Source organism: Pseudomonas sp. GM102 (assembly GCF_000282555.1).
Lineage (GTDB): Bacteria > Pseudomonadota > Gammaproteobacteria > Pseudomonadales > Pseudomonadaceae > Aquipseudomonas.
In genome coordinates, this window is record NZ_AKJB01000062.1 from 1 (window position 1) to 19080 (window position 19080).

The 19080-nt window shown below is 59.8% G+C and carries 17 protein-coding genes; 10 read left to right on the forward strand and 7 right to left on the reverse strand.

Annotated features, from left to right (window positions below; all coding sequences use genetic code 11):
- Window positions 1-653: 653 nt before the first annotated feature.
- Entirely contained in the window at window positions 654-1022 is a 369-nt protein-coding gene (locus tag PMI18_RS13735) for a DUF6124 family protein (protein WP_007901382.1), read from the forward strand.
- Window positions 1023-1229: 207 nt separating this feature from the next.
- Here the strand turns inward: PMI18_RS13735 and PMI18_RS13730 are convergent, their stop codons facing one another.
- Complete coding sequence (locus PMI18_RS13730; RefSeq protein ID WP_007901383.1) at window positions 1230-1949, reverse strand: SIMPL domain-containing protein; 720 nt, start codon at window positions 1947-1949, stop codon at window positions 1230-1232.
- A 388-nt stretch (window positions 1950-2337) separates the two neighbouring features.
- Here PMI18_RS13730 and PMI18_RS13725 point away from each other — a divergent pair, with 388 nt between their 5' ends.
- The 4 genes from PMI18_RS13725 (at window position 2338) to PMI18_RS13710 (ending at window position 6909) form a co-directional block, all read left to right on the forward strand.
- On the forward strand, window positions 2338-3600 hold the full coding sequence (locus tag PMI18_RS13725; RefSeq protein WP_007901384.1) for an ATP-binding protein: 1263 nt from the start codon (window positions 2338-2340) through the stop codon (window positions 3598-3600).
- On the forward strand, window positions 3593-4153 hold the full coding sequence (locus PMI18_RS13720) for a response regulator transcription factor (RefSeq protein WP_007901386.1): 561 nt from the start codon (window positions 3593-3595) through the stop codon (window positions 4151-4153). The genes PMI18_RS13725 and PMI18_RS13720 overlap by 8 nt, the downstream gene beginning before the upstream one ends.
- A 96-nt stretch (window positions 4154-4249) precedes the next feature.
- Window positions 4250-5977, forward strand: a complete 1728-nt coding sequence (locus PMI18_RS13715) for an ABC transporter ATP-binding protein/permease (protein WP_007901389.1) — start codon at window positions 4250-4252, stop codon at window positions 5975-5977.
- A 182-nt stretch (window positions 5978-6159) separates the two neighbouring features.
- Window positions 6160-6909 carry a FadR/GntR family transcriptional regulator gene (locus PMI18_RS13710; protein ID WP_007901399.1) on the forward strand — a complete coding sequence of 250 codons (750 nt, stop codon included), beginning with the start codon at window positions 6160-6162 and terminating at the stop codon, window positions 6907-6909.
- Window positions 6910-7064: 155 nt separating this feature from the next.
- Here PMI18_RS13710 and PMI18_RS13705 read toward each other — a convergent pair whose 3' ends face one another.
- Window positions 7065-7256 (reverse strand): hypothetical protein, encoded by a 192-nt coding sequence (locus PMI18_RS13705; protein WP_007901401.1) that lies wholly within the window; start codon window positions 7254-7256, stop codon window positions 7065-7067.
- Window positions 7257-7271: 15 nt separating this feature from the next.
- Entirely contained in the window at window positions 7272-8573 is a 1302-nt protein-coding gene (locus PMI18_RS13700) for a hypothetical protein (RefSeq protein ID WP_007901403.1), read from the reverse strand.
- 235 nt (window positions 8574-8808) lie between these two features.
- Here PMI18_RS13700 and kdgD point away from each other — a divergent pair, with 235 nt between their 5' ends.
- From kdgD to PMI18_RS13675, 5 genes are all read left to right on the forward strand, one after another.
- On the forward strand, window positions 8809-9720 hold the full coding sequence (kdgD, locus tag PMI18_RS13695) for a 5-dehydro-4-deoxyglucarate dehydratase (protein WP_007901405.1): 912 nt from the start codon (window positions 8809-8811) through the stop codon (window positions 9718-9720).
- Between the two features lie 60 nt (window positions 9721-9780).
- Window positions 9781-11226, forward strand: coding sequence for an aldehyde dehydrogenase family protein (locus PMI18_RS13690; RefSeq protein ID WP_007901408.1), 1446 nt, complete (start codon window positions 9781-9783; stop codon window positions 11224-11226).
- Between the two features lie 160 nt (window positions 11227-11386).
- The gene (locus PMI18_RS13685) at window positions 11387-12754 is read left to right on the forward strand and encodes an MFS transporter (RefSeq protein ID WP_007901410.1); all 1368 of its coding nucleotides are present in this window, start codon (window positions 11387-11389) and stop codon (window positions 12752-12754) included.
- 11 nt (window positions 12755-12765) lie between these two features.
- The gene (garD, locus tag PMI18_RS13680; RefSeq protein ID WP_007901412.1) at window positions 12766-14319 is read left to right on the forward strand and encodes a galactarate dehydratase; all 1554 of its coding nucleotides are present in this window, start codon (window positions 12766-12768) and stop codon (window positions 14317-14319) included.
- A gap of 182 nt (window positions 14320-14501) precedes the next feature.
- On the forward strand, window positions 14502-15443 hold the full coding sequence (locus PMI18_RS13675) for an AEC family transporter (RefSeq protein WP_007901415.1): 942 nt from the start codon (window positions 14502-14504) through the stop codon (window positions 15441-15443).
- 126 nt (window positions 15444-15569) lie between these two features.
- Here the strand turns inward: PMI18_RS13675 and PMI18_RS13670 are convergent, their stop codons facing one another.
- The 4 genes from PMI18_RS13670 to gatB form a co-directional block, all read right to left on the reverse strand.
- A complete protein-coding gene (locus tag PMI18_RS13670) occupies window positions 15570-15950 on the reverse strand; it encodes a carboxymuconolactone decarboxylase family protein (RefSeq protein ID WP_007901416.1) in 381 nt (126 codons plus the stop codon).
- A complete protein-coding gene (locus PMI18_RS13665; protein WP_007901417.1) occupies window positions 15947-17008 on the reverse strand; it encodes a calcium/sodium antiporter in 1062 nt (353 codons plus the stop codon). The genes PMI18_RS13670 and PMI18_RS13665 overlap by 4 nt, the downstream gene beginning before the upstream one ends.
- 50 nt (window positions 17009-17058) lie before the next feature.
- Entirely contained in the window at window positions 17059-17433 is a 375-nt protein-coding gene (locus PMI18_RS13660) for a septal ring lytic transglycosylase RlpA family protein (RefSeq protein WP_007901418.1), read from the reverse strand.
- A 191-nt stretch (window positions 17434-17624) separates the two neighbouring features.
- The gene (gatB, locus tag PMI18_RS13655) at window positions 17625-19070 is read right to left on the reverse strand and encodes an Asp-tRNA(Asn)/Glu-tRNA(Gln) amidotransferase subunit GatB (RefSeq protein ID WP_007901424.1); all 1446 of its coding nucleotides are present in this window, start codon (window positions 19068-19070) and stop codon (window positions 17625-17627) included.
- Window positions 19071-19080: the final 10 nt, after the last annotated feature.

Below are 19080 nucleotides of genomic sequence, written 5' to 3' on the forward strand. Positions count from 1 at the left end.
CGTCGAACGGCGCTGCGCGCCAATCCCCAGATGAACACCTGCGCTCAGCCTCCCGAAGGGGCGGGCAGATCAAGATCAAAAGCGGCAGGCGAGCTAACGCTCGGCCTGTTGAGTGGTGAAGGGCAGGTGCGTGCCGATGGCTTTTTGTAGGAGCGAGGCTTGCCCGCGAAGGCGGCCTGACAGCCGCCCAATCTCTCGCAGACATACGCCGACCCATTGTAGGAGCGAGGCTTGCCCGCGAAAGCGGCCTGACCGACCAATCTCCCTCAGATGTACTCCGACACACTGTGGGAGCGAGCCTGCTCGCGATGGCGATAGGATAGACAGCGATGTTTATTGGCCAGCTAAAAGATCAGAACCTTCCCACAAGTCTTTCAGGTTGTGTGTCGGAAGTGGCCTCTCTAACCTTTGGCTGTCGCTGAAAACTCAGCGATCGGGTGTGAGAGCCCGGCAACTTATGGTCATCCAGTGTCTGTACACGCATAATCGCTGCCAGCTTATTCGCTGCCGACAAATGCGTTATGGCGGCTGTGTGCGGGCGGACTTCGGTCCGGCCGGGTGTCCATAACCGGTCTTCTCACCTCGCACATAGCTGCCACCTCTTCGCCGTGTGAGAAGCGGCAAGTGGAGGCTCCAACGCTGGAGAATTACCAATGGACAAATTGATTCCCGACCCACCCTTCAACACAACGACACCCAACGCCGAAGCTTCGCGCACCGAAGAACTACTCAAAGACCGCGAAGCCATAAAACGCGCCCTCGACTACTACCTCGATCCCCCCGTCCCCTATGCCGCAAAACCCCGTCGTCCCAGCACGATGTATATGATCGCCCCCAACATGGATACCGAAAGCCTGCTGGCACAAGCCTGCGAATCATTGGCCTCAGCCAGTGTCCTGGCCAGCGATTTCGCCTCCCACCTGATTGGCCCGCAGCGCAATACAGTGTTGGCGATTCAACAGATCATCATGCTGGCGGAGTTGGCGGTGAATCGGGCGTTGGATAACGTCGATCCGGTGTAGACCGCGTTATCGTTCATCGCGAGCAGGCTCGCTCCCACATGTGATCTGTGTCGTACACAAAATCCATGTACACCCTCAATTCCCTGTGGGAGCGAGCCTGCTCGCGATGGCGGCAGATTGTTCGCCAAAAAGCCGACTGGCCTACGACGGGCAATAAAAAACGGCGATCACTTCGGTGATCGCCGTTTTTTTGTACGTGTTGTCGAATCAAGGCATCAACACTTCAATCGCCCCATCCGCCGTCATGCTGACCTGGCTGGTGCCGGCTTCAACTTCCGGTGTCACCGGCGCTGAATCCATGCCGGCCGCGGCTTTCATCATCATTGGCCCGCGCATGTACGGTTGTGGATAACCGTTGCTGTTGAGGTTCAGGTTGACGATTTTGTAGCTCTTGCCACCCAAGGCGTCGGTGGCAAGTTGGGCGCGGGCCTTGAAGGCGGTGACGGCTTCTTTGAGCAGGGCGTCTTCGCTGGCTTTGCGGGTTGGGGTGGCGATGGCGAAGTCCATGCCGCCCATTTTCAGGTCGGTGAGCAGTTCGCCGGTGAGTTTGGACAAGGCGGCGAAGTCCGAGCTTTCCAGGCGCAGTTCGGCGCGTTCACGCCAGCCGGTGATTTTCTGGCCTTTGGTGTCGTAGATCGGGTAGCTGTTGCGGCTGCCCTGACGCAGGGTGATGTCTTTGACTTCTTTAGCCTGGGCCAGTGCTTTGTTCATGGTGGTGCTGACATCGGCGGCGAGTTTGGCCGGGTCGCTGTTTTGCTCTTCGGTGTAGAGGGTCACGATCATCAGGTCGCGGGCCACTTCCTGGCTGACTTCAGCGCGCAGGGAAATCTGGTTGTAATGCAGTTCGTCGACGGCCAGGGCCGGGAGGCTGGCGACGGTGCCAACGCTTAAGGCAAGAAGGGCGGCGCTGCGGCGCAATGTGTGCATGAAAAGCTCCTTGGACGGTGCGCAGGGGTTAAGGTCCGAACCTGCGTGAAACCATCAGACTCTAGCTTCAATGGTCCGGTTCGCACAGTTACAACTTCTATACAGATGCAATGCTGGTGAGTTGCTGCAGGGCTTTTGTGGCGAGGGAGCTTGCTCCCGCTCGGCTGCGCAGCAGTCGTAAAACCTGAGTGCACCGTTTGCCGGATGTCCCGGCTGACCGGTCTGGGCCTGCTTCGCAGTCCAGCGGGAGCAAGCTCCCTCGCCACAGGGTTACTTCGTCACAGATAGATCGCTGGTCACTGTGGTCGTTTGCCGCACTTTCGCCTCTCAGGCCCGTGGCTTGGTTATACTCCGTGCGATCCGCCTGGAGCGCTCATCAGGAGAGCTCATGCTCGCCCCCGTTCAAATCACTTCCGCCACTCGCCAGAACCTCTGGCGGCTCACGTTCATCCGCACGTTGGTGCTGGCCGCTCAGGCCGGTTCCGTAGGCCTTGCCTACTGGTTCGACCTGCTGCCGTTGCCCTGGCTGCAATTGGCGATCACCCTCGGTTTTTCCATGGTGCTCTGCGCACTGACCGCGATTCGCCTGCGCACGTCGTGGCCGGTGACCGAGCTTGAATACGCCGTGCAACTGGCCTGCGACCTGTTTATCCACAGTGCCTTGCTGTACTTCTCCGGCGGTTCGACCAACCCGTTCGTCTCTTATTACCTGGTGCCATTGACCATCGCTGCCGTGACCTTGCCATGGCGCTATTCGGTAATTCTGTCGGGCATCGCCCTGGCGCTGTATACGTTGCTGCTGGCGCGGTTCTATCCGTTGGAAACGTTCCCGATCGCCCGGGAGAACCTGCAGATCTACGGCATGTGGCTGAGCTTCGCCCTCGCGGCGGCGGTCATCACATTCTTCGCCGCCCGCATGGCCGAAGAGCTGCGCCGTCAGGAAGAATTGCGCGCCATTCGTCGCGAAGAAGGCCTGCGCGATCAGCAATTGCTGGCCGTTGCGACCCAGGCTGCCGGCGCCGCCCATGAGTTGGGCACGCCGTTGGCGACCATGAGCGTGCTGCTCAAGGAAATGCGCCAGGACCATCCCGACCCGCTGCTGCAGGACGATTTGAGCGTGCTGCAGGATCAGGTCAAACTCTGCAAAGAGACCTTGCAACAGTTGGTCCGGGCCGCGGAAGCCAATCGTCGCTTGGCGGTGGAGATGCAGGACGTCACCGACTGGCTCGACGAAGCCCTGAACCGCTGGCACTTGATGCGTCCGGAAGCCAGTTATCGTTTTCAGCGTCTGGGCCAGGGGACCGTGCCGCGCATGGCACCGCCGCCGGACCTGACCCAGGCCCTACTGAATTTGCTGAACAACGCCGCCGACGCTTGCCCCGAAGGCTTGCAAGTAACCCTGGACTGGAATGCCGAGGACTTGACCATCAGCATTCGTGACCACGGCGCCGGCGTGCCACTGGCCATTGCCGAGCAGATTGGCAAACCGTTTTTTACCACCAAGGGCAAAGGTTTCGGCCTGGGCCTGTTTTTGAGCAAGGCCAGCGTGACACGCGCCGGCGGCTCAGTGAAACTCTACAGTCATGAGGAAGGTGGCACGCTTACCGAGCTGCGCCTGCCCCGTGTCGCCCGAGGAGACGAACATGAGTGACGAGATCCAAGTTGAAGGCGAAGAACTGCCGCATTTGCTGCTGGTAGACGACGATGCAACCTTCACCCGCGTGATGGCCCGCGCCATGGCCCGCCGTGGTTTTCGCGTGAGTACCGCAGGGTCCGCCGAAGAAGGCCTGACCATCGCCCAGGCCGACATTCCGGATTATGCCGCCCTGGATCTGAAAATGGACGGCGATTCGGGTCTGGTGTTGTTGCCCAAACTGCTGGAACTCGACCCGGAAATGCGCGTGGTAATCCTCACGGGTTATTCGAGCATTGCCACCGCCGTCGAGGCGATCAAGCGCGGCGCCTGCAATTACCTGTGCAAACCGGCGGACGCCGATGACGTGCTGGCCGCGTTGCTCTCCGAGCACGCCGACCTCGACACCCTGGTGCCGGAAAACCCGATGTCTGTGGACCGTCTCCAGTGGGAGCACATCCAGCGCGTATTGACCGAGCACGAAGGCAACATCTCCGCCACTGCCCGCGCCCTGGGCATGCACCGCCGCACGCTGCAGCGCAAACTGCAGAAGCGCCCGGTCCGTCGCTGAACGGGCGCTGAACGATTATCGCCAGCCCTCGCGATAACACGAACCGATCATTTATGATCGGCTCGTGTGTGTTCTTTTCTTTATCGAGCCTTATCCATGAATCAGAACGCTGAATATTGCGCGGTCAACGATGCTGTGCGCGGGCAGTTTTTTCGCAAAGTCTGGGCGATGACCACGCCTTACTGGCGCAGCGAAGAGAAGGGCAAGGCCTGGACGTTGCTGATCGCGGTGATTGCGCTGTCGTTGTTCAGCGTGGCGATTTCGGTGTGGATCAACAGTTGGTACAAGGATTTCTACAACGCCTTGCAGAAGAAAGACGAAGCGGCGTTCTGGCAATTGATCCTGTACTTCTGCGGCATCGCCGCCGTGGCGATTCTAGGCGCGGTGTATCGGCTTTACCTGACTCAGATGCTGACCATTCGCTGGCGAGCCTGGCTCACCGAAAAGCATTTCGCCCGTTGGCTCGGCAACAAGAATTACTACCAGCTGGAGCAGGGCGGTTACACCGATAACCCGGATCAGCGGATTTCCGAAGACCTCAACAAGTTCACCACCAACACCTTGGGGCTGGGCCTTGGTTTGATCCGTAACGTCGTCAGCCTGGTGTCGTTTTCGATCATTCTGTGGGGCGTGTCGGGCAGCATCGAAGTGTTTGGTTTCACGATCCCCGGCTACATGTTCTGGTGCGCGCTGGTTTATGCCGCAGTCGGCAGTTGGCTGACGCATGTGATCGGTCGGCGCTTGATCGGCCTCAACAACAACCAGCAACGCTTCGAAGCCGACTTGCGTTTCTCCATGGTGCGGGTCCGCGAGAATGCCGAGAGCATTGCGCTGTACAACGGCGAGCCCAATGAGAATCGTCGTCTGAGCAGCCGCTTCGGTCTGGTCTGGCACAACTTCTGGGACATCATGAAAGTGTCCAAGCGCCTGACCTTCTTCACCTCCGGTTATGCCCAGATCGCGATTATTTTCCCGTTCATGGTCGCTGCGCCGCGTTACTTCGCCGGCAAGATCGAGCTCGGTGAGCTGATGCAAATCAACTCCGCGTTCGGCAACGTGCAGGAGAACTTCAGCTGGTTCATCAGCGCGTACCAGGACCTCGCCGAGTGGCGTGCCACTTGTGATCGTCTGCTGAGTTTCCGCCAGGCAATGACTGACAACGAAGAGCGTTCACCAGCCATCGACGTGCAGAATCAGGGCTCGGCGTTGAAGGTGCATAACCTTGGCCTCGACCTCGCTGACGGTCGTCATCTGCTGACCAACGCCGACATGACGGTGGAGGAGGGCGAGCGCGTCATGCTCAGCGGTCGTTCCGGCAGCGGCAAATCGACGTTGCTGCGGGCGATGGGGCACCTTTGGCCGGCCGGCCACGGCAGCATCCGCCTGCCGACGGGACGGTATTTGTTCCTGCCACAAAAACCCTATCTGCCGATTGGCACCTTGCGCGAGGCGCTGAGTTATCCACAGCCCGGCGACACCTACCCGCACGAGCGCTACGTCCACGTGCTGGAAACCTGCCGCTTGTCGCACCTGGTTTCTCGTCTGGATGAAGCCAACCACTGGCAACGCATGCTCTCACCGGGTGAGCAGCAACGGCTGGCCTTCGCCCGCGCGCTGCTGTATGCGCCGCAATGGCTGTATATGGACGAAGCCACTTCGGCGATGGACGAAGAAGATGAAGCGTCGCTGTATCAGGCGTTGATCGATGAATTGCCGGGTTTGAGCATCGTCAGCGTCGGGCATCGCAGCAGCTTGAAGCGCTTCCATCCACGGCATGTGCGTATCGAGAATGGCCATCTGGTAGACCAGACCGTGACCGCCTGAACACCACCACCTCTGTAGGAGCGAGGCTTGCCCGCGAAGAACGATGACTCGGTCCTCAATCGGAAACCGCGTGAAGGCCTTCGCGGGCAAGCCTCGCTCCTACAGGTGGTAGTGGTGGTGATCGTACAACCGCGTTGAGCTATGATGCGGATTCAGCCGCTTTTTCGAGAAAGACGTTCACCATGGAAAACCCGATCGACGCACCTCGCCTCCCTCGTAAGCGCCGCAGCCTCGCGCAGGAACTGGTGACGGTGCTGTCCGAGCAGATCCGCGACGGTCACCTCAAGCGTGGCGACAAGTTGCCCACCGAGTCGGCGATCATGGATGCCCATGGCGTCAGCCGCACCGTGGTGCGCGAAGCGATTTCCCGTTTGCAGGCCGCAGGGCAAGTGGAAACCCGGCACGGCATCGGCACCTTCGTGCTCGATACCCCGAGCCCGAGCGGTTTCCGCATCGACCCGGCCACCGTGGTGACCTTGCGTGATGTGTTGGCGATTCTGGAGTTGCGCATCAGCCTGGAAGTGGAATCCGCTGGCCTTGCCGCGCAACGTCGCAGCCCCGAGCAATTGGCGTTGATGCGAGCGGCGCTGGACGCCCTCAACGAAAGCGTCTCCCACGCCAGCGATGCGGTGGCTTCGGACTTCCAGTTCCACCTGCAAATTGCCCTGGCCACCGGCAACCGCTACTTCACCGACATCATGACCCACCTGGGCACCAGCATCATTCCGCGCACGCGTCTAAACTCCGCACGCTTGGCCCATGACGACCAGCAGCACTACATGAGTCGTCTGAGCCGTGAGCATGAAGAGATTTATGACGCAATTGCCCGCCAGGATTCCGATGCGGCGCGGGCGGCGATGCGGCTGCATTTGACGAATAGTCGCGAGCGGTTGCGCCAGGCCCATGAAGAGGCTCAGGCGCAGCGGGGGTAGAATTTCAGGTTGGGTGATTTGCTGCCTGACAGATAGCCATCGCGAGCAGGCTCGCTCCCACAGGGGGTGTGTCGATCACAATAATGCGATCACACACAGATCCAATGTGGGAGCGAGCCTGCTCGCGATGAGGTCAGTGGCCTTCCTGGAATATGTCAGCCTGTCCTCAAAATCGAACGATCCACCCTCACCGCCAACTCAGCAGCCCCAGGTTTGGCATCGAACACCACATGCCCACGCGCATCCGCAATCCCTCGGGCAATCGGCGAGCCCTTCGACAACAACTCCAGCGGCGCACCTTTGAGCGATTGGCCCGAAGCCAGCTCCAGTTTCAGTTTGATAGTCATCTTTTGATCTCCTTATCAGGCGACATTGCCAGTCGGGTTGTAGTCCTTGAGCAGCAGATAGGTACTCCACCCCCACCAGTCATCAACGGTGGCGGTGTCGTTCAGATTGTTGACGTCCTTGCGCCGCAGCACCTTGTTGCCCTCGACCTTGAACAGTGGCGAGAAATTGCTCGCCGGGTTCAATACCGCTTGCAGATCAGGCAGCTTTTTCAATGCAGCAAAGCTGCCGGCCGACGGAGCAATGCCACTGAGGTACGCCGCGAACACTTCATCCGCAGAGACCTGAACCGCTTGATTCACCTGGGCGCGATTGGCGCTGTCGATCGCGTCGAAATAGCGTTTGTCGCCGTAGGCGCGCCAGCGATCGCCGTTGCCATTGCTCACGTTGAGGCCGAACTTGCTGTCTTCATCGTGCATGAAACGGGTAATCAACGAACCGAGATCACTGGGCGTGACGACTGCCGCCAACTGTTTGCGCGGCACTCGCAGGTGGCCGGCGGAAAACAGGTCGGTGAGGGAGTGATCGGCAAAAGCGTTCATCGCATAGGCCAGCTCCAATTGCTTTTCATCGCCGCTGTTGTGGGCCAGCACCGCTTGTTGCAGCGCTGCTGTGTGCCCGGCGATGTAGGCCAGCAGTGCCCATTCGCCAAAGTGGTCGGCATTGTTGGCGGCCAGTTTCAGATAACGCCCCAACGGGAACAGTGCTGAGACGAAACTGCCGCCACCGGTGATCTTGTTCCACTCTTCCGACAACGTATCACCCAAGGCGTCATAAGCCTCGTGAGGCTGTTTTCCGTCCCTGATCGCTTGATTGACGGCGGCGATTTCCTTCTGCATGACGCCGAGGATCAACTTCGCCTCGGCATTTGAGGCCGGCAGTACCGCCAGGGAGTTGAAGGCGTTGGCAAAGCGCTGGATTCGCTCGGCGGGTGTCGCGCCTTCGTTGATCGGTTGATCGGGAATTCCATAGAAATCCCCTCCCAGCGCAATGACCTGGCCATAGGTCAGCGCCAGCCCGTTGGGTAAATGCAGCTCTACCTGTGAGGCTGGAATAGCGGGGGCGTCCTTGATGAAACGCAACAAGGTGCTGTCGCCGATAGCGGTGTGTTCAGCACCCTCGAACCGCAGTTGCGGGCCTTTCAGCGTTTTTTTCGGAGAGGTGGGTTGCTGATTTTTGTGAGTGTGATGGCTGCCCGCGAGCAGCTTCAAAGTTTCGCCATCGCCAGAAATGGCGATGCCGTGCTCGGTAAAAAGATCATCCAGATCGGCAATGATCTGTCGGGTGTTTTCCTTCGGTTTTGCGTGTAGACCTGACATTTCTAGCTCCTTGATATGTCGTAGGTAGAGTCAAATTCAACTGTATGTATATACAGCTATTTCGACTATAGATGAGAACTTTCCTACGTCAAGGAATTACTTTTTCCGACGCAAATTTTGCGGCTCGCGATGAAATGCAGTTGACGGTTGTATTTTAAGTTGTACGATGACCTACAACTTCGGCGAAGGCTGAACGGTTTTCTCACACAACGTTGCTACCCAGGGTGTTCGAATAATGAATCCACAAGAACTGAAGTCCATCCTCTCTTCCGGCCTGCTGTCATTCCCGGTCACCGACTTCAATGCTCAGGGCGATTTTCATCGCGCGGGCTACATCAAGCGTCTCGAATGGCTGGCCCCATACGGCGCCTCGGCATTGTTCGCCGCGGGCGGCACCGGTGAGTTCTTCTCTCTGGCGGCCAGCGAATATTCGGAAATCATCAAGACTGCCGTCGATACCTGCGAGACAAGCGTGCCGATCCTGGCTGGTGTCGGTGGCGCTACCCGCCAGGCCATCGAATACGCACAGGAAGCCGAGCGTCTGGGCGCCAAAGGCTTGTTGCTGCTGCCGCACTACCTGACCGAAGCCAGCCAGGACGGCGTGGCCGCCCACGTTGAAGCGGTGTGCAAATCGGTGAAGATCGGCGTGGTGGTTTACAACCGCAACGTCTGCCGCCTGACCGCGCCACTGCTGGAACGCCTGGCCGAACGCTGCCCGAACCTGATCGGTTACAAGGACGGTCTGGGCGATATCGAGTTGATGGTGTCGATCCGTCGCCGCCTCGGCGATCGCTTCAGCTACCTGGGCGGTTTGCCAACCGCCGAAGTCTACGCCGCGGCCTACAAGGCGCTGGGCGTACCGGTTTACTCCTCGGCGGTGTTCAACTTCATCCCGAAAACCGCGATGGATTTCTACCACGCCATTGCTCGCGAAGATCACGCCACCGTTGGCAAGATCATCGACGACTTCTTCCTGCCGTACCTGGACATCCGCAACCGCAAGGCCGGTTACGCCGTGAGCATCGTCAAAGCCGGGGCAAAAATTGCAGGCTATGACGCAGGTCCTGTGCGTGCACCGCTGACCGATCTGACGGGCGAAGAGTACGAAATGCTCGCCGCGCTGATCGACAAGCAAGGTGCGCAATAACACTCGATAAAACCAAGGCCGCTGAGCAATCAGCGGCTTCTTGCGTGAGGAGATCTTCAAGTGGCAGATGCAAAGCGTTTCGATAACTACATCAACGGCGAATGGGTGGCGGGCAGTGATTACTGCGCCAACATCAACCCGTCCGAGCTGACCGATACCATCGGCGAATACGCCAAGGCTGATCTGGCTCAGGTCCATGCCGCCATCGACGCCGCTCGCGCCGCGTTCCCGGCCTGGTCCACTTCCGGCATCCAGGCGCGCAGCGATTCCCTGGATAAAGTCGGCAGCGAGATCCTCGCCCGTCGCGAAGAACTCGGCACCTTGCTGGCCCGGGAAGAGGGCAAGACCCTGCCCGAAGCCATCGGCGAAGTGACCCGCGCCGGCAACATCTTCAAGTTCTTCGCCGGTGAATGCCTGCGCCTGTCCGGCGACTATTTGCCGTCGGTGCGTCCGGGCGTCAACGTCGAAGTCACTCGCGAAGCCCTCGGAGTGGTCGGCCTGATCACCCCGTGGAACTTCCCGATCGCGATCCCGGCGTGGAAAATCGCACCGGCTCTGGCTTACGGCAACTGCGTCGTGCTGAAGCCTGCTGATCTGGTACCGGGTTGTGCTTGGGCACTGGCAGAAATCATCTCCCGCGCAGGCTTCCCCGCCGGCGTGTTCAACCTGGTGATGGGCAGCGGTCGCGTGGTTGGCGATGCGCTGGTGCAGAGCCCGAAAGTTGATGGCATCAGCTTCACTGGTTCCGTTGGTGTCGGTCGGCAGATCGCCGTCAGCTGCGTGTCGCGCCAAGCGAAAGTGCAGCTGGAAATGGGCGGCAAGAACCCGCAGATCATTCTCGATGACGCCGACCTCAAGCAAGCGGTCGAACTGTCGGTACAGAGTGCTTTCTACTCCACCGGGCAGCGTTGCACCGCCTCGAGCCGCTTCATCGTCACCGCCGGGATTCACGACAAATTCGTCGAAGCCATGGCCGAGCGCATGAAGTCGATCAAGGTTGGCCATGCGCTGAAAACCGGCACTGATATCGGTCCGGTTGTCTCGCAGGCTCAGCTTGAACAAGACATGAAGTACATCGACATCGGCCAGTCCGAAGGTGCGCGTCTGGTCAGTGGCGGTGGTCTGGTGACGTGCGACACCGAAGGCTACTTCCTCGCGCCGACGTTGTTTGCCGACAGCACAGCTGCGATGCGTATCAGCCGCGAAGAAATCTTCGGCCCGGTGGCCAACATCGTTCGCGTCGCCGATTACGAGGCAGCGCTGGCCATGGCCAACGACACCGAGTTCGGCCTGTCAGCGGGTATCGCCACCACGTCGCTGAAGTACGCCAACCACTTCAAGCGCCACTCCCAGGCCGGGATGGTGATGGTCAACCTGCCGACCGCCGGCGTGGATTACCACGTTCCGTTTGGTGGGCGTAAAGGTTCATCCTATGGATCACGTGAGCAAGGTCGCTATGCACAAGAGTTTTACACGGTCGTGAAGACCAGCTACATCGGCTCCTGATACACGCAATACCTGTGGGAGCTGGCCTGCCAGCGATAGCATCATCGCGGTGTGACTGACACACCGAGTGGCCTGTATCGCTGGCAGGCCAGCTCCCACAAAAGACAGATCAAAGAAGATTCACCCGCGCATAAAAATAATCAGTGGGAGTACATCTACAATGCAATCGACCAAGCCGACTCACGTCCGCTATTTGATCCTGCTCATGCTGTTTCTGGTGACCACGATCAACTACGCCGACCGGGCTACCATCGCAATCGCCGGCTCCAGCCTGCAAAAAGACCTCGGCATCGACGCGGTCACCCTCGGTTATATCTTCTCCGCATTCGGTTGGGCCTACGTGGCCGGGCAAATTCCCGGAGGCTGGCTGCTGGACCGTTTCGGTTCGAAAAAAATCTACGCGCTGAGCATCTTCACCTGGTCGCTGTTCACCGTGCTGCAGGGTTATGTCGGTGAGTTCGGCATGTCCACGGCGGTGGTTGCGCTGTTCATGCTGCGCTTTTTGGTGGGCCTGGCCGAAGCGCCATCGTTCCCCGGCAACGCACGCATCGTGGCGGCCTGGTTCCCGACAGCTGAACGCGGTACGGCGTCTGCGATCTTCAACTCGGCGCAATACTTTGCCACCGTGTTGTTCGCGCCGCTGATGGGCTGGATCGTCTACAGCTTCGGCTGGCAGCACGTGTTCATCGTCATGGGACTGATCGGCATCGTCTTTTCGGGGATCTGGCTGAAGGTGATCTACAGCCCGCGCCAGCACCCGATGATCAACGACGCCGAGTTCAAGCACATCGCTGACAATGGCGGCATGGTCGACATGGACCAGGACAAAGGCAAAGGCAAAAAAGGCGACGGTCCTAAGTGGGACTACATCCGCCAACTGCTCACCAACCGCATGATGCTCGGCGTGTATCTGGGCCAGTACTGCATTAACGGCATCACTTACTTCTTCCTGACCTGGTTCCCGGTGTACCTGGTGCAGGAGCGCGGCATGACCATCCTCAAGGCCGGTTTCATCGCCTCGCTGCCGGCGATCTGCGGGTTTATCGGTGGTGTGCTTGGCGGGGTGATTTCCGATTACCTGCTGCGCAAAGGTCACTCGCTGACCTTCGCCCGCAAGGCGCCGATCATCGCCGGCCTGCTGGTTTCCAGTAGCATCGTGGCTTGCAACTATGTAGACGTGGAATGGATGGTCGTCGGCTTCATGGCCCTGGCCTTCTTCGGCAAAGGCGTGGGCGCGTTGGGCTGGGCGGTGGTGTCCGACACCTCGCCGAAACAGATCGCCGGTCTCAGCGGTGGTCTGTTCAACACCTTCGGTAACATTGCGTCGATCACCACGCCGATCGTTATCGGCTACATCATCAGCTCCACCGGTTCGTTCAAATGGGCGCTGGTGTTCGTCGGTTGCAACGCGCTGGTAGCCGTCTTCAGCTATCTGGTGATCGTTGGCCCGATCAAGCGTGTGGTACTCAAAGAGCCGCCTGTCAGCGGTCCTGAAACCAACAATAAGTTATCTGAAGCGCATTCCTGAGGAGCGGCGTCATGCAGTTGATTGAACATTCCGACTCGCCGCGCTACATCCGCCTGCACGAGCGGGACAATGTGGTGATCGTGGTCAACGATCAGGGCGTACCGGCCGGCACCGAATTCCCCGATGGTTTGGTCACCGTGGATTTCGTGCCGCAGAGCCACAAGGTCACTCTTGAGGACATTCCCGAGGGCGGCCAGGTGATTCGTTACGGCCAGACCATTGGGTATGCGTTGCAGCCGATCCCTCGCGGCAGCTGGGTCAAGGAAGATCAACTGCGCATGCCGACCGCGCCGCCGCTGGACAGCCTGCCGCTGTCCACCGAAGTGCCGGCCGCGCAGGCACCGCTGGAAGGCTTCACTTTCGAGGGTTATCGCAACGCCGACGGCACCGTCGGCACGCGCAACATTCTTGGCATCACCACCACGGTGCAATGCGTTACCGGGGTGCTGGACCACGCGGTGAAGCGCATCAAGGATGAGTTGCTGCCCAACTACCCGAACGTCGATGACGTGGTGGCGCTGACCCACAGTTACGGCTGCGGCGTGGCGATCACCGCCACCGACGCATACATCCCGATTCGCACCGTGCGTAATCTGGCGCGCAACCCGAACCTGGGGGGCGAAGCGCTGGTGATTAGCCTGGGTTGCGAGAAATTGCAGGCGGGGCAGGTGATGCACGAGAACGACAGTTCGGTCGATCTCAGCGATCCGTGGTTGTACCGCTTGCAGGATTCCAGCCACGGTTTTACCGAGATGATCGAACAGATCATGGCGCTGGCCGAAACCCGCTTGAAGAAGCTCGATCTGCGTCGTCGGGAAACCGTGCCAGCGTCCGAGTTGATCCTCGGCATGCAGTGTGGCGGCAGCGATGCGTTCTCTGGCATCACCGCCAACCCGGCGCTCGGTTATGCCTCAGACCTGTTGTTGCGGGCGGGGGCGACGGTGATGTTTTCCGAAGTCACCGAGGTGCGCGACGCGATTTACCTGCTGACGTCCCGCGCCGAAACTGAGGAAGTCGCTCAGGAACTGGTGCGGGAGATGGACTGGTACGACCGTTACCTGGCCAAGGGCGAAGCGGATCGCAGCGCCAACACCACGCCGGGGAACAAGAAGGGCGGGTTGTCGAACATTGTCGAGAAGTCCTTGGGTTCGATCGTCAAATCCGGCAGCAGCGCGATCAATGGGGTGCTTGGCCCGGGCGAACGGTTCAAGCGCAAAGGGCTGATTTTCTGCGCGACCCCGGCCAGTGATTTTGTCTGCGGGACGTTGCAGTTGGCAGCGGGGATGAACCTGCATGTATTCACCACCGGGCGGGGTACGCCTTATGGGTTGGCGATGGCACCGGTGGTGAAGGTGTCGACCCGGACCGAACTGGCGCAACGCTGGCCGGATTTGATCGATATCGATGCCGGGCGAATTGCTACCGGGCGAGCGTCGATTGAAGAGCTTGGCTGGGAGTTGTTCCATTACTACCTGGATGTGGCCAGCGGCAAGAAGCAAACGTGGGCTGAGAAGCACAAGCTGCATAACGACATTACCTTGTTCAATCCTGCGCCTATCACCTGAGACCGAGTTATCGTTCTTCGCGGGCAAGCCTCGCTCCTACAGGATCGCGTCGTACGTATTTTCCGCGAATGACATAAATCTGTAGGAGCGAGGCTTGCCCGCGAAGGCGTTCTACCAGACGCCGCCGTCTCCAGTGGCTTATCATTAGCCCCCTAACGACGCCCACCCAAGGTTCTCCCGGCATGCTGGCTATTTTCCTCGAAACCCTGAACATCACCGCGCCGGTGTTTGCCATGTTGTTTCTGGGGGCGCTGCTCAAGCGCATCGACTGGATCAACGACAACTTCATTCATACCGCGTCGGCCCTGGTGTTCAACGTCACCATGCCGGCGTTGCTGTTTCTGGGCATCTTGCATGCCGACCTGCATGCCGCACTGCAACCGGCGCTGCTGATCTACTTCTCGGTCGCCACACTGCTGTGTTTTGCGATTGCCTGGGGCTGGGCGATCTGGAAATGCCCGCGGGAAGACCGGGGCATCTATACCCAGGGCGCGTTTCGCGGCAACAACGGCGTTATCGGCCTGGCCCTTGCGGCGAGCATGTACGGCGACTACGGGATTTCCCTCGGGGCCATTCTCGCGGCGCTGGTGATCCTGTTTTACAACACGCTTTCGACCATCGTGCTGGCGGTCTATAGCCCGGTGATCAAGTCTGACCCATGGAGTATCTGCAAAAGCGTGATGGTCAATCCGCTGATCATCAGCGTGTTTGCGGCGGCGCCGTTTGCCTATTTCAAGATCGGTTTGCCGGGGTGGCTGGAAACGTCCGGCCAGTACCTGGCGCAAACCACCTTGCCGTTGGCGCTGATCTGCATCGGTGGCACGTTGTCGCTGGCGGCGATGCGCAAAAGCGGCACCATGGCGCTGAGTTCAAGCCTGGTGAAGATGATCGGCCTGCCGGTGCTGGCGACGCTTGGCGCCTGGCTCTGGGGTTTTCGCGGGGCGGAGTTGGGGATTCTGTTTCTGTACTTCGGCAGCCCGACCGCCGCGGCCAGTTTCGTCATGGCTCGGCAGGCCAATGGCAATCATGAACTGGCGGCGGCGATCATCGTGATTACCACGCTGATGGCGGCGGTCACCACCAACATCGGGATCTTTTTGTTGCAGTGGGGTGGGTGGATCTAACCTTGGGATTTGTGGTGTTGTTCAGATCCATTCGCGGGCAAGCCTCGCTCCTACAGGGTTTTCGCCGAGCGCGAACGACATAAAACCTGTAGGAGCGAGGCTTGCCCGCGAAGGCGATCGATTTGCCTACTCCGGCTTCTGGTAGCTATCAATCACTTCCTGCGCCGCCCGAAAGGCATCGATCGCCGCCGGCACGCCGGCATACACCGCGCAATGCAGCAGTGCCTCGCGAATCTCTTCCACGGTGCAGCCGTTGTTCAGCGCACCGCGTACATGGCCTTTCAATTCTTGCGGGCACTTCAACGCGGTCAGTGCGGCGAGAGTGATCAGGCTGCGGGTTTTCAGCGGCAGACCTTCGCGATTCCATACACCGCCCCAAGCGTGTTCATTGACGAAGTCCTGCAACGGTTGGGTGAACTCGGTGGCGTTGCCCAAGGCGCGGTCGACGAAAGCGTCGCCCATCACTTGGCGGCGGACTTCAACGCCAGGTTTCTTATTGTCAGTCATGGCAATTCCCTCTTGTGGTGTTGGCGACGCCAGGCGCGTAGCGAGGTGAACAGCAAAAACGCCACCAGCGCCGGCAGGACGAAAAACAGCATCAGGTGTTCAAGCTTCCCGGCCAGCGGCATTCCCGTGGTGAACGACACCACGTGCAGCCCATAGGCCAGGTACAAGCCCAAAAACAGCAGGCCTTCGGCGCGCGTCACCCGATAGCCGGAATAGAACACCGGCAGGCACAGCACCGCGACACCGAGCATCACCGGCAGGTCGAAATCCAGGGCATTGGGCGAGACCGACAGCGGCGACGGCGCGATCAATGCGGTAAGCCCGAGCACACCCAAGAGGTTGAACAGGTTGCTGCCGATCACGTTGCCCACCGCGATGTCCCGTTGACCGCGCAACGCGGCGATCAACGAAGTGGCCAGTTCCGGCAGGGAAGTGCTGACGGCGACGATGGTCAGGCCGATGATCCGCTCCGACAACCCCAGGTCGGTCGCGACCGCCACCGCGGCGCCGAGCAGCAGGTGCCCGGCGAACACCAGCATCGCCAGCCCGGCGACAATCATCAGTAGGCTGCTGAACCACGGTGCCTGTGGCGCTTCATGCGCCCCCGATGGCGGACGGGCCGAGTGCCGCGACTGGCGCAGCAGTAAGCCCAGGTACAGCACCAGCGCGCCCAGCAGAATAATGCCGTCTGTGCGGTTCAGTTCTTCATTCCACGCCAGTACGAACACCAACAGGCTGGCGCCGATCATCAGCGGGATATCCAGGCGCACCAATTGCCGCGAAACCCGCAGCGGAATAATCAGCGCCGAGAGCCCGAGGGTGACGAGGATGTTGAAGATGCTGCTGCCGATCACACTGCCGACGGCGATGTCGGCGTTTTGCGCCAAGGTGGCTTGCAGGCTGACCGCCATCTGCGGTGCACTGCTGCCGAGGGCCACGATGGTCAGGCCGATGATCAGCGGCCGCACATGCAGTCGTGCGGCCAGGCGCACGGCGGCGCGCACCATCAATTCGGCACCGGCGATCAGTAAAAACAGACCGCAGAACAATTCAATCACGCTGATCAGGGGTAAATCGGCAAGTCCGAAAATAGTCAGCGCTCCGTCTATCAGTCGTCGAGGGCTTGCACGCGAACTTTCGCGGTGCCACTGCGCAGCATGCCCAATTGTTCGGCTGCTTCACGTGACACGTCGATCAGGCGCCCGCGAGAGTATGGCCCGCGGTCGTTGACGCGCACCACGCAGGACCTGTCGTTATTCAGGTTGGTAATCTTCACCCGGGTGCCGAACGGCAACTGGCGATGGGCGGCGGTCAGGCCGTGCTGGTTGAAACGCTCGCCGCTGGCGGTGCGTTTGCCATGGTGTTTGGCGCCGTAATACGAAGCTACGCCGGTCTTGTCGTAGCCGTGTGGATCAACAACATCCGTGCTGGCGCAACCGGCCAGCAGAGAGAGCAGGGCGCAGGCACTGAGCAGATGCTTCATTTAAAAGGCTCCCAAAATAAATGTGGCGAGGGAGCTTGCTCCCGCTCGGCCGCGAAACGGTCGCAAAATCGGCTGATGCATTCTTGCTGAAAGAATGCGGTTGCCCATTTGGGTCTGCTTCTCAGACCAGCGGGAGCAAGCTCCCTCGCCACAGGGAATGGAGCCAATATTTAGAACTGGCTCCATTCTCATCAGCCTTCGAGCTTGCTTTTTAGCAGTTCGTTGACCTGTTGCGGGTTGGCCTTGCCTTTGGAGGCTTTCATGGCCTGACCGACGAAGAAGCCGAACATTTTGCCGCGTTTGGCTTCGTCTGCCGCGCGGTATTGTTCGACCTGCTCGGCGTTGGCCGCGAGCATTTCGTCCAGCACCGCCGAGATCGCGCCAGTGTCGGTCACTTGCTTGAGGCCGCGCTTGTCGATGATCTCGTCCGCGCTGCCTTCACCGTTGGCCATGGCTTCAAAAACCACCTTGGCGATCTTGCCGGAGATGGTGTTGTCCTTGATGCGCAGCAGCATGCCGCCCAGTTGCTCGGCCGAAACCGGCGACTGGTCGATGTCCAGGCCTTGCTTGTTCAACAGGCTGCCCAGTTCAACCATCACCCAGTTGGCCGCCAGTTTGGCGTCGCCGCCGATACTCACGACTTTCTCGAAGTAATCGGCTTGCTCGCGGCTGGTAGCCAGGACGCTGGCGTCGTAGACCGACAGGCCGAACTGTTCCTGGAAGCGCTCGCGTTTTTGCGGTGGCAGTTCCGGCAGGGTGGCGCGCACGTCGTCGAGGAACGAGTCTTCGATGACCACCGGCAGCAGGTCCGGATCGGGGAAGTAACGGTAGTCGTTGGCTTCTTCTTTGCTGCGCATCGGACGGGTTTCGTCCTTGTTCGGATCGTACAGGCGAGTCTGCTGGATCACCTTGCCGCCGTCTTCGATCAGCTCGATCTGGCGCTGCACTTCACTGTTGATCGCCTTCTCGATGAAGCGGAACGAGTTGACGTTCTTGATCTCGCAGCGCGTGCCGAATTCAACCTGGCCCTTTGGACGGATCGACACGTTGCAGTCGCAACGCAGCGAGCCTTCGGCCATGTTGCCGTCGCAGATGCCGAGGTAGCGCACCAGCGCGTGGATGGTCTTGACGTAGGCCACGGCTTCCTTGGCGCTGCGCATGTCCGGCTCGGACACGATTTCCAGCAGCGGCGTGCCCGCACGGTTCAGGTCGATGCCGGTGGCACCGGTGAATTCTTCGTGCAGGCTTTTGCCGGCGTCTTCCTCCAGGTGCGCACGGGTCACACCGACACGTTTGATCGTGCCGTCTTCCATGGCGATGTCCAGGTGGCCCTTACCGACGATCGGCAATTCCATCTGGCTGATCTGGTAGCCCTTGGGCAGGTCCGGGTAGAAATAGTTTTTACGGGCGAACACGTTGTGCTGACCGATCTCGGCATCAATGGCCAGACCGAACATCACCGCCATGCGCACCGCTTCCTGGTTCAGCACCGGCAATACGCCGGGCATGCCGAGGTCAACCAGGCTGGCCTGGGTGTTCGGCTCGGAACCGAAGGTGGTGGAACTACCGGAAAAGATTTTCGACCGGGTGGTGAGCTGGGTATGAATCTCCAGCCCGATCACGACTTCCCATTGCATGTGTTTCTCC

Bases quoted from the DNA above. Each gene is read 5' to 3' on its own strand.
- PMI18_RS13715 (WP_007901389.1), top strand. From the start codon at position 4,250: ATGAATCAGAACGCTGAATATTGCGCGGTCAACGATGCTGTGCGCGGG.
- kdgD (WP_007901405.1), top strand. From the start codon at position 8,809: ATGAATCCACAAGAACTGAAGTCCATCCTCTCTTCCGGCCTGCTGTCA.
- PMI18_RS13670 (WP_007901416.1), bottom strand. From the start codon at position 15,950: ATGACTGACAATAAGAAACCTGGCGTTGAAGTCCGCCGCCAAGTGATG.
- PMI18_RS13730 (WP_007901383.1), bottom strand. From the start codon at position 1,949: ATGCACACATTGCGCCGCAGCGCCGCCCTTCTTGCCTTAAGCGTTGGC.
- PMI18_RS13700 (WP_007901403.1), bottom strand. From the start codon at position 8,573: ATGTCAGGTCTACACGCAAAACCGAAGGAAAACACCCGACAGATCATT.
- PMI18_RS13725 (WP_007901384.1), top strand. From the start codon at position 2,338: ATGCTCGCCCCCGTTCAAATCACTTCCGCCACTCGCCAGAACCTCTGG.
- PMI18_RS13675 (WP_007901415.1), top strand. From the start codon at position 14,502: ATGCTGGCTATTTTCCTCGAAACCCTGAACATCACCGCGCCGGTGTTT.
- PMI18_RS13705 (WP_007901401.1), bottom strand. From the start codon at position 7,256: ATGACTATCAAACTGAAACTGGAGCTGGCTTCGGGCCAATCGCTCAAA.
- PMI18_RS13710 (WP_007901399.1), top strand. From the start codon at position 6,160: ATGGAAAACCCGATCGACGCACCTCGCCTCCCTCGTAAGCGCCGCAGC.
- PMI18_RS13685 (WP_007901410.1), top strand. From the start codon at position 11,387: ATGCAATCGACCAAGCCGACTCACGTCCGCTATTTGATCCTGCTCATG.
- PMI18_RS13720 (WP_007901386.1), top strand. From the start codon at position 3,593: ATGAGTGACGAGATCCAAGTTGAAGGCGAAGAACTGCCGCATTTGCTG.
- PMI18_RS13660 (WP_007901418.1), bottom strand. From the start codon at position 17,433: ATGAAGCATCTGCTCAGTGCCTGCGCCCTGCTCTCTCTGCTGGCCGGT.
- PMI18_RS13735 (WP_007901382.1), top strand. From the start codon at position 654: ATGGACAAATTGATTCCCGACCCACCCTTCAACACAACGACACCCAAC.
- gatB (WP_007901424.1), bottom strand. From the start codon at position 19,070: ATGCAATGGGAAGTCGTGATCGGGCTGGAGATTCATACCCAGCTCACC.
- garD (WP_007901412.1), top strand. From the start codon at position 12,766: ATGCAGTTGATTGAACATTCCGACTCGCCGCGCTACATCCGCCTGCAC.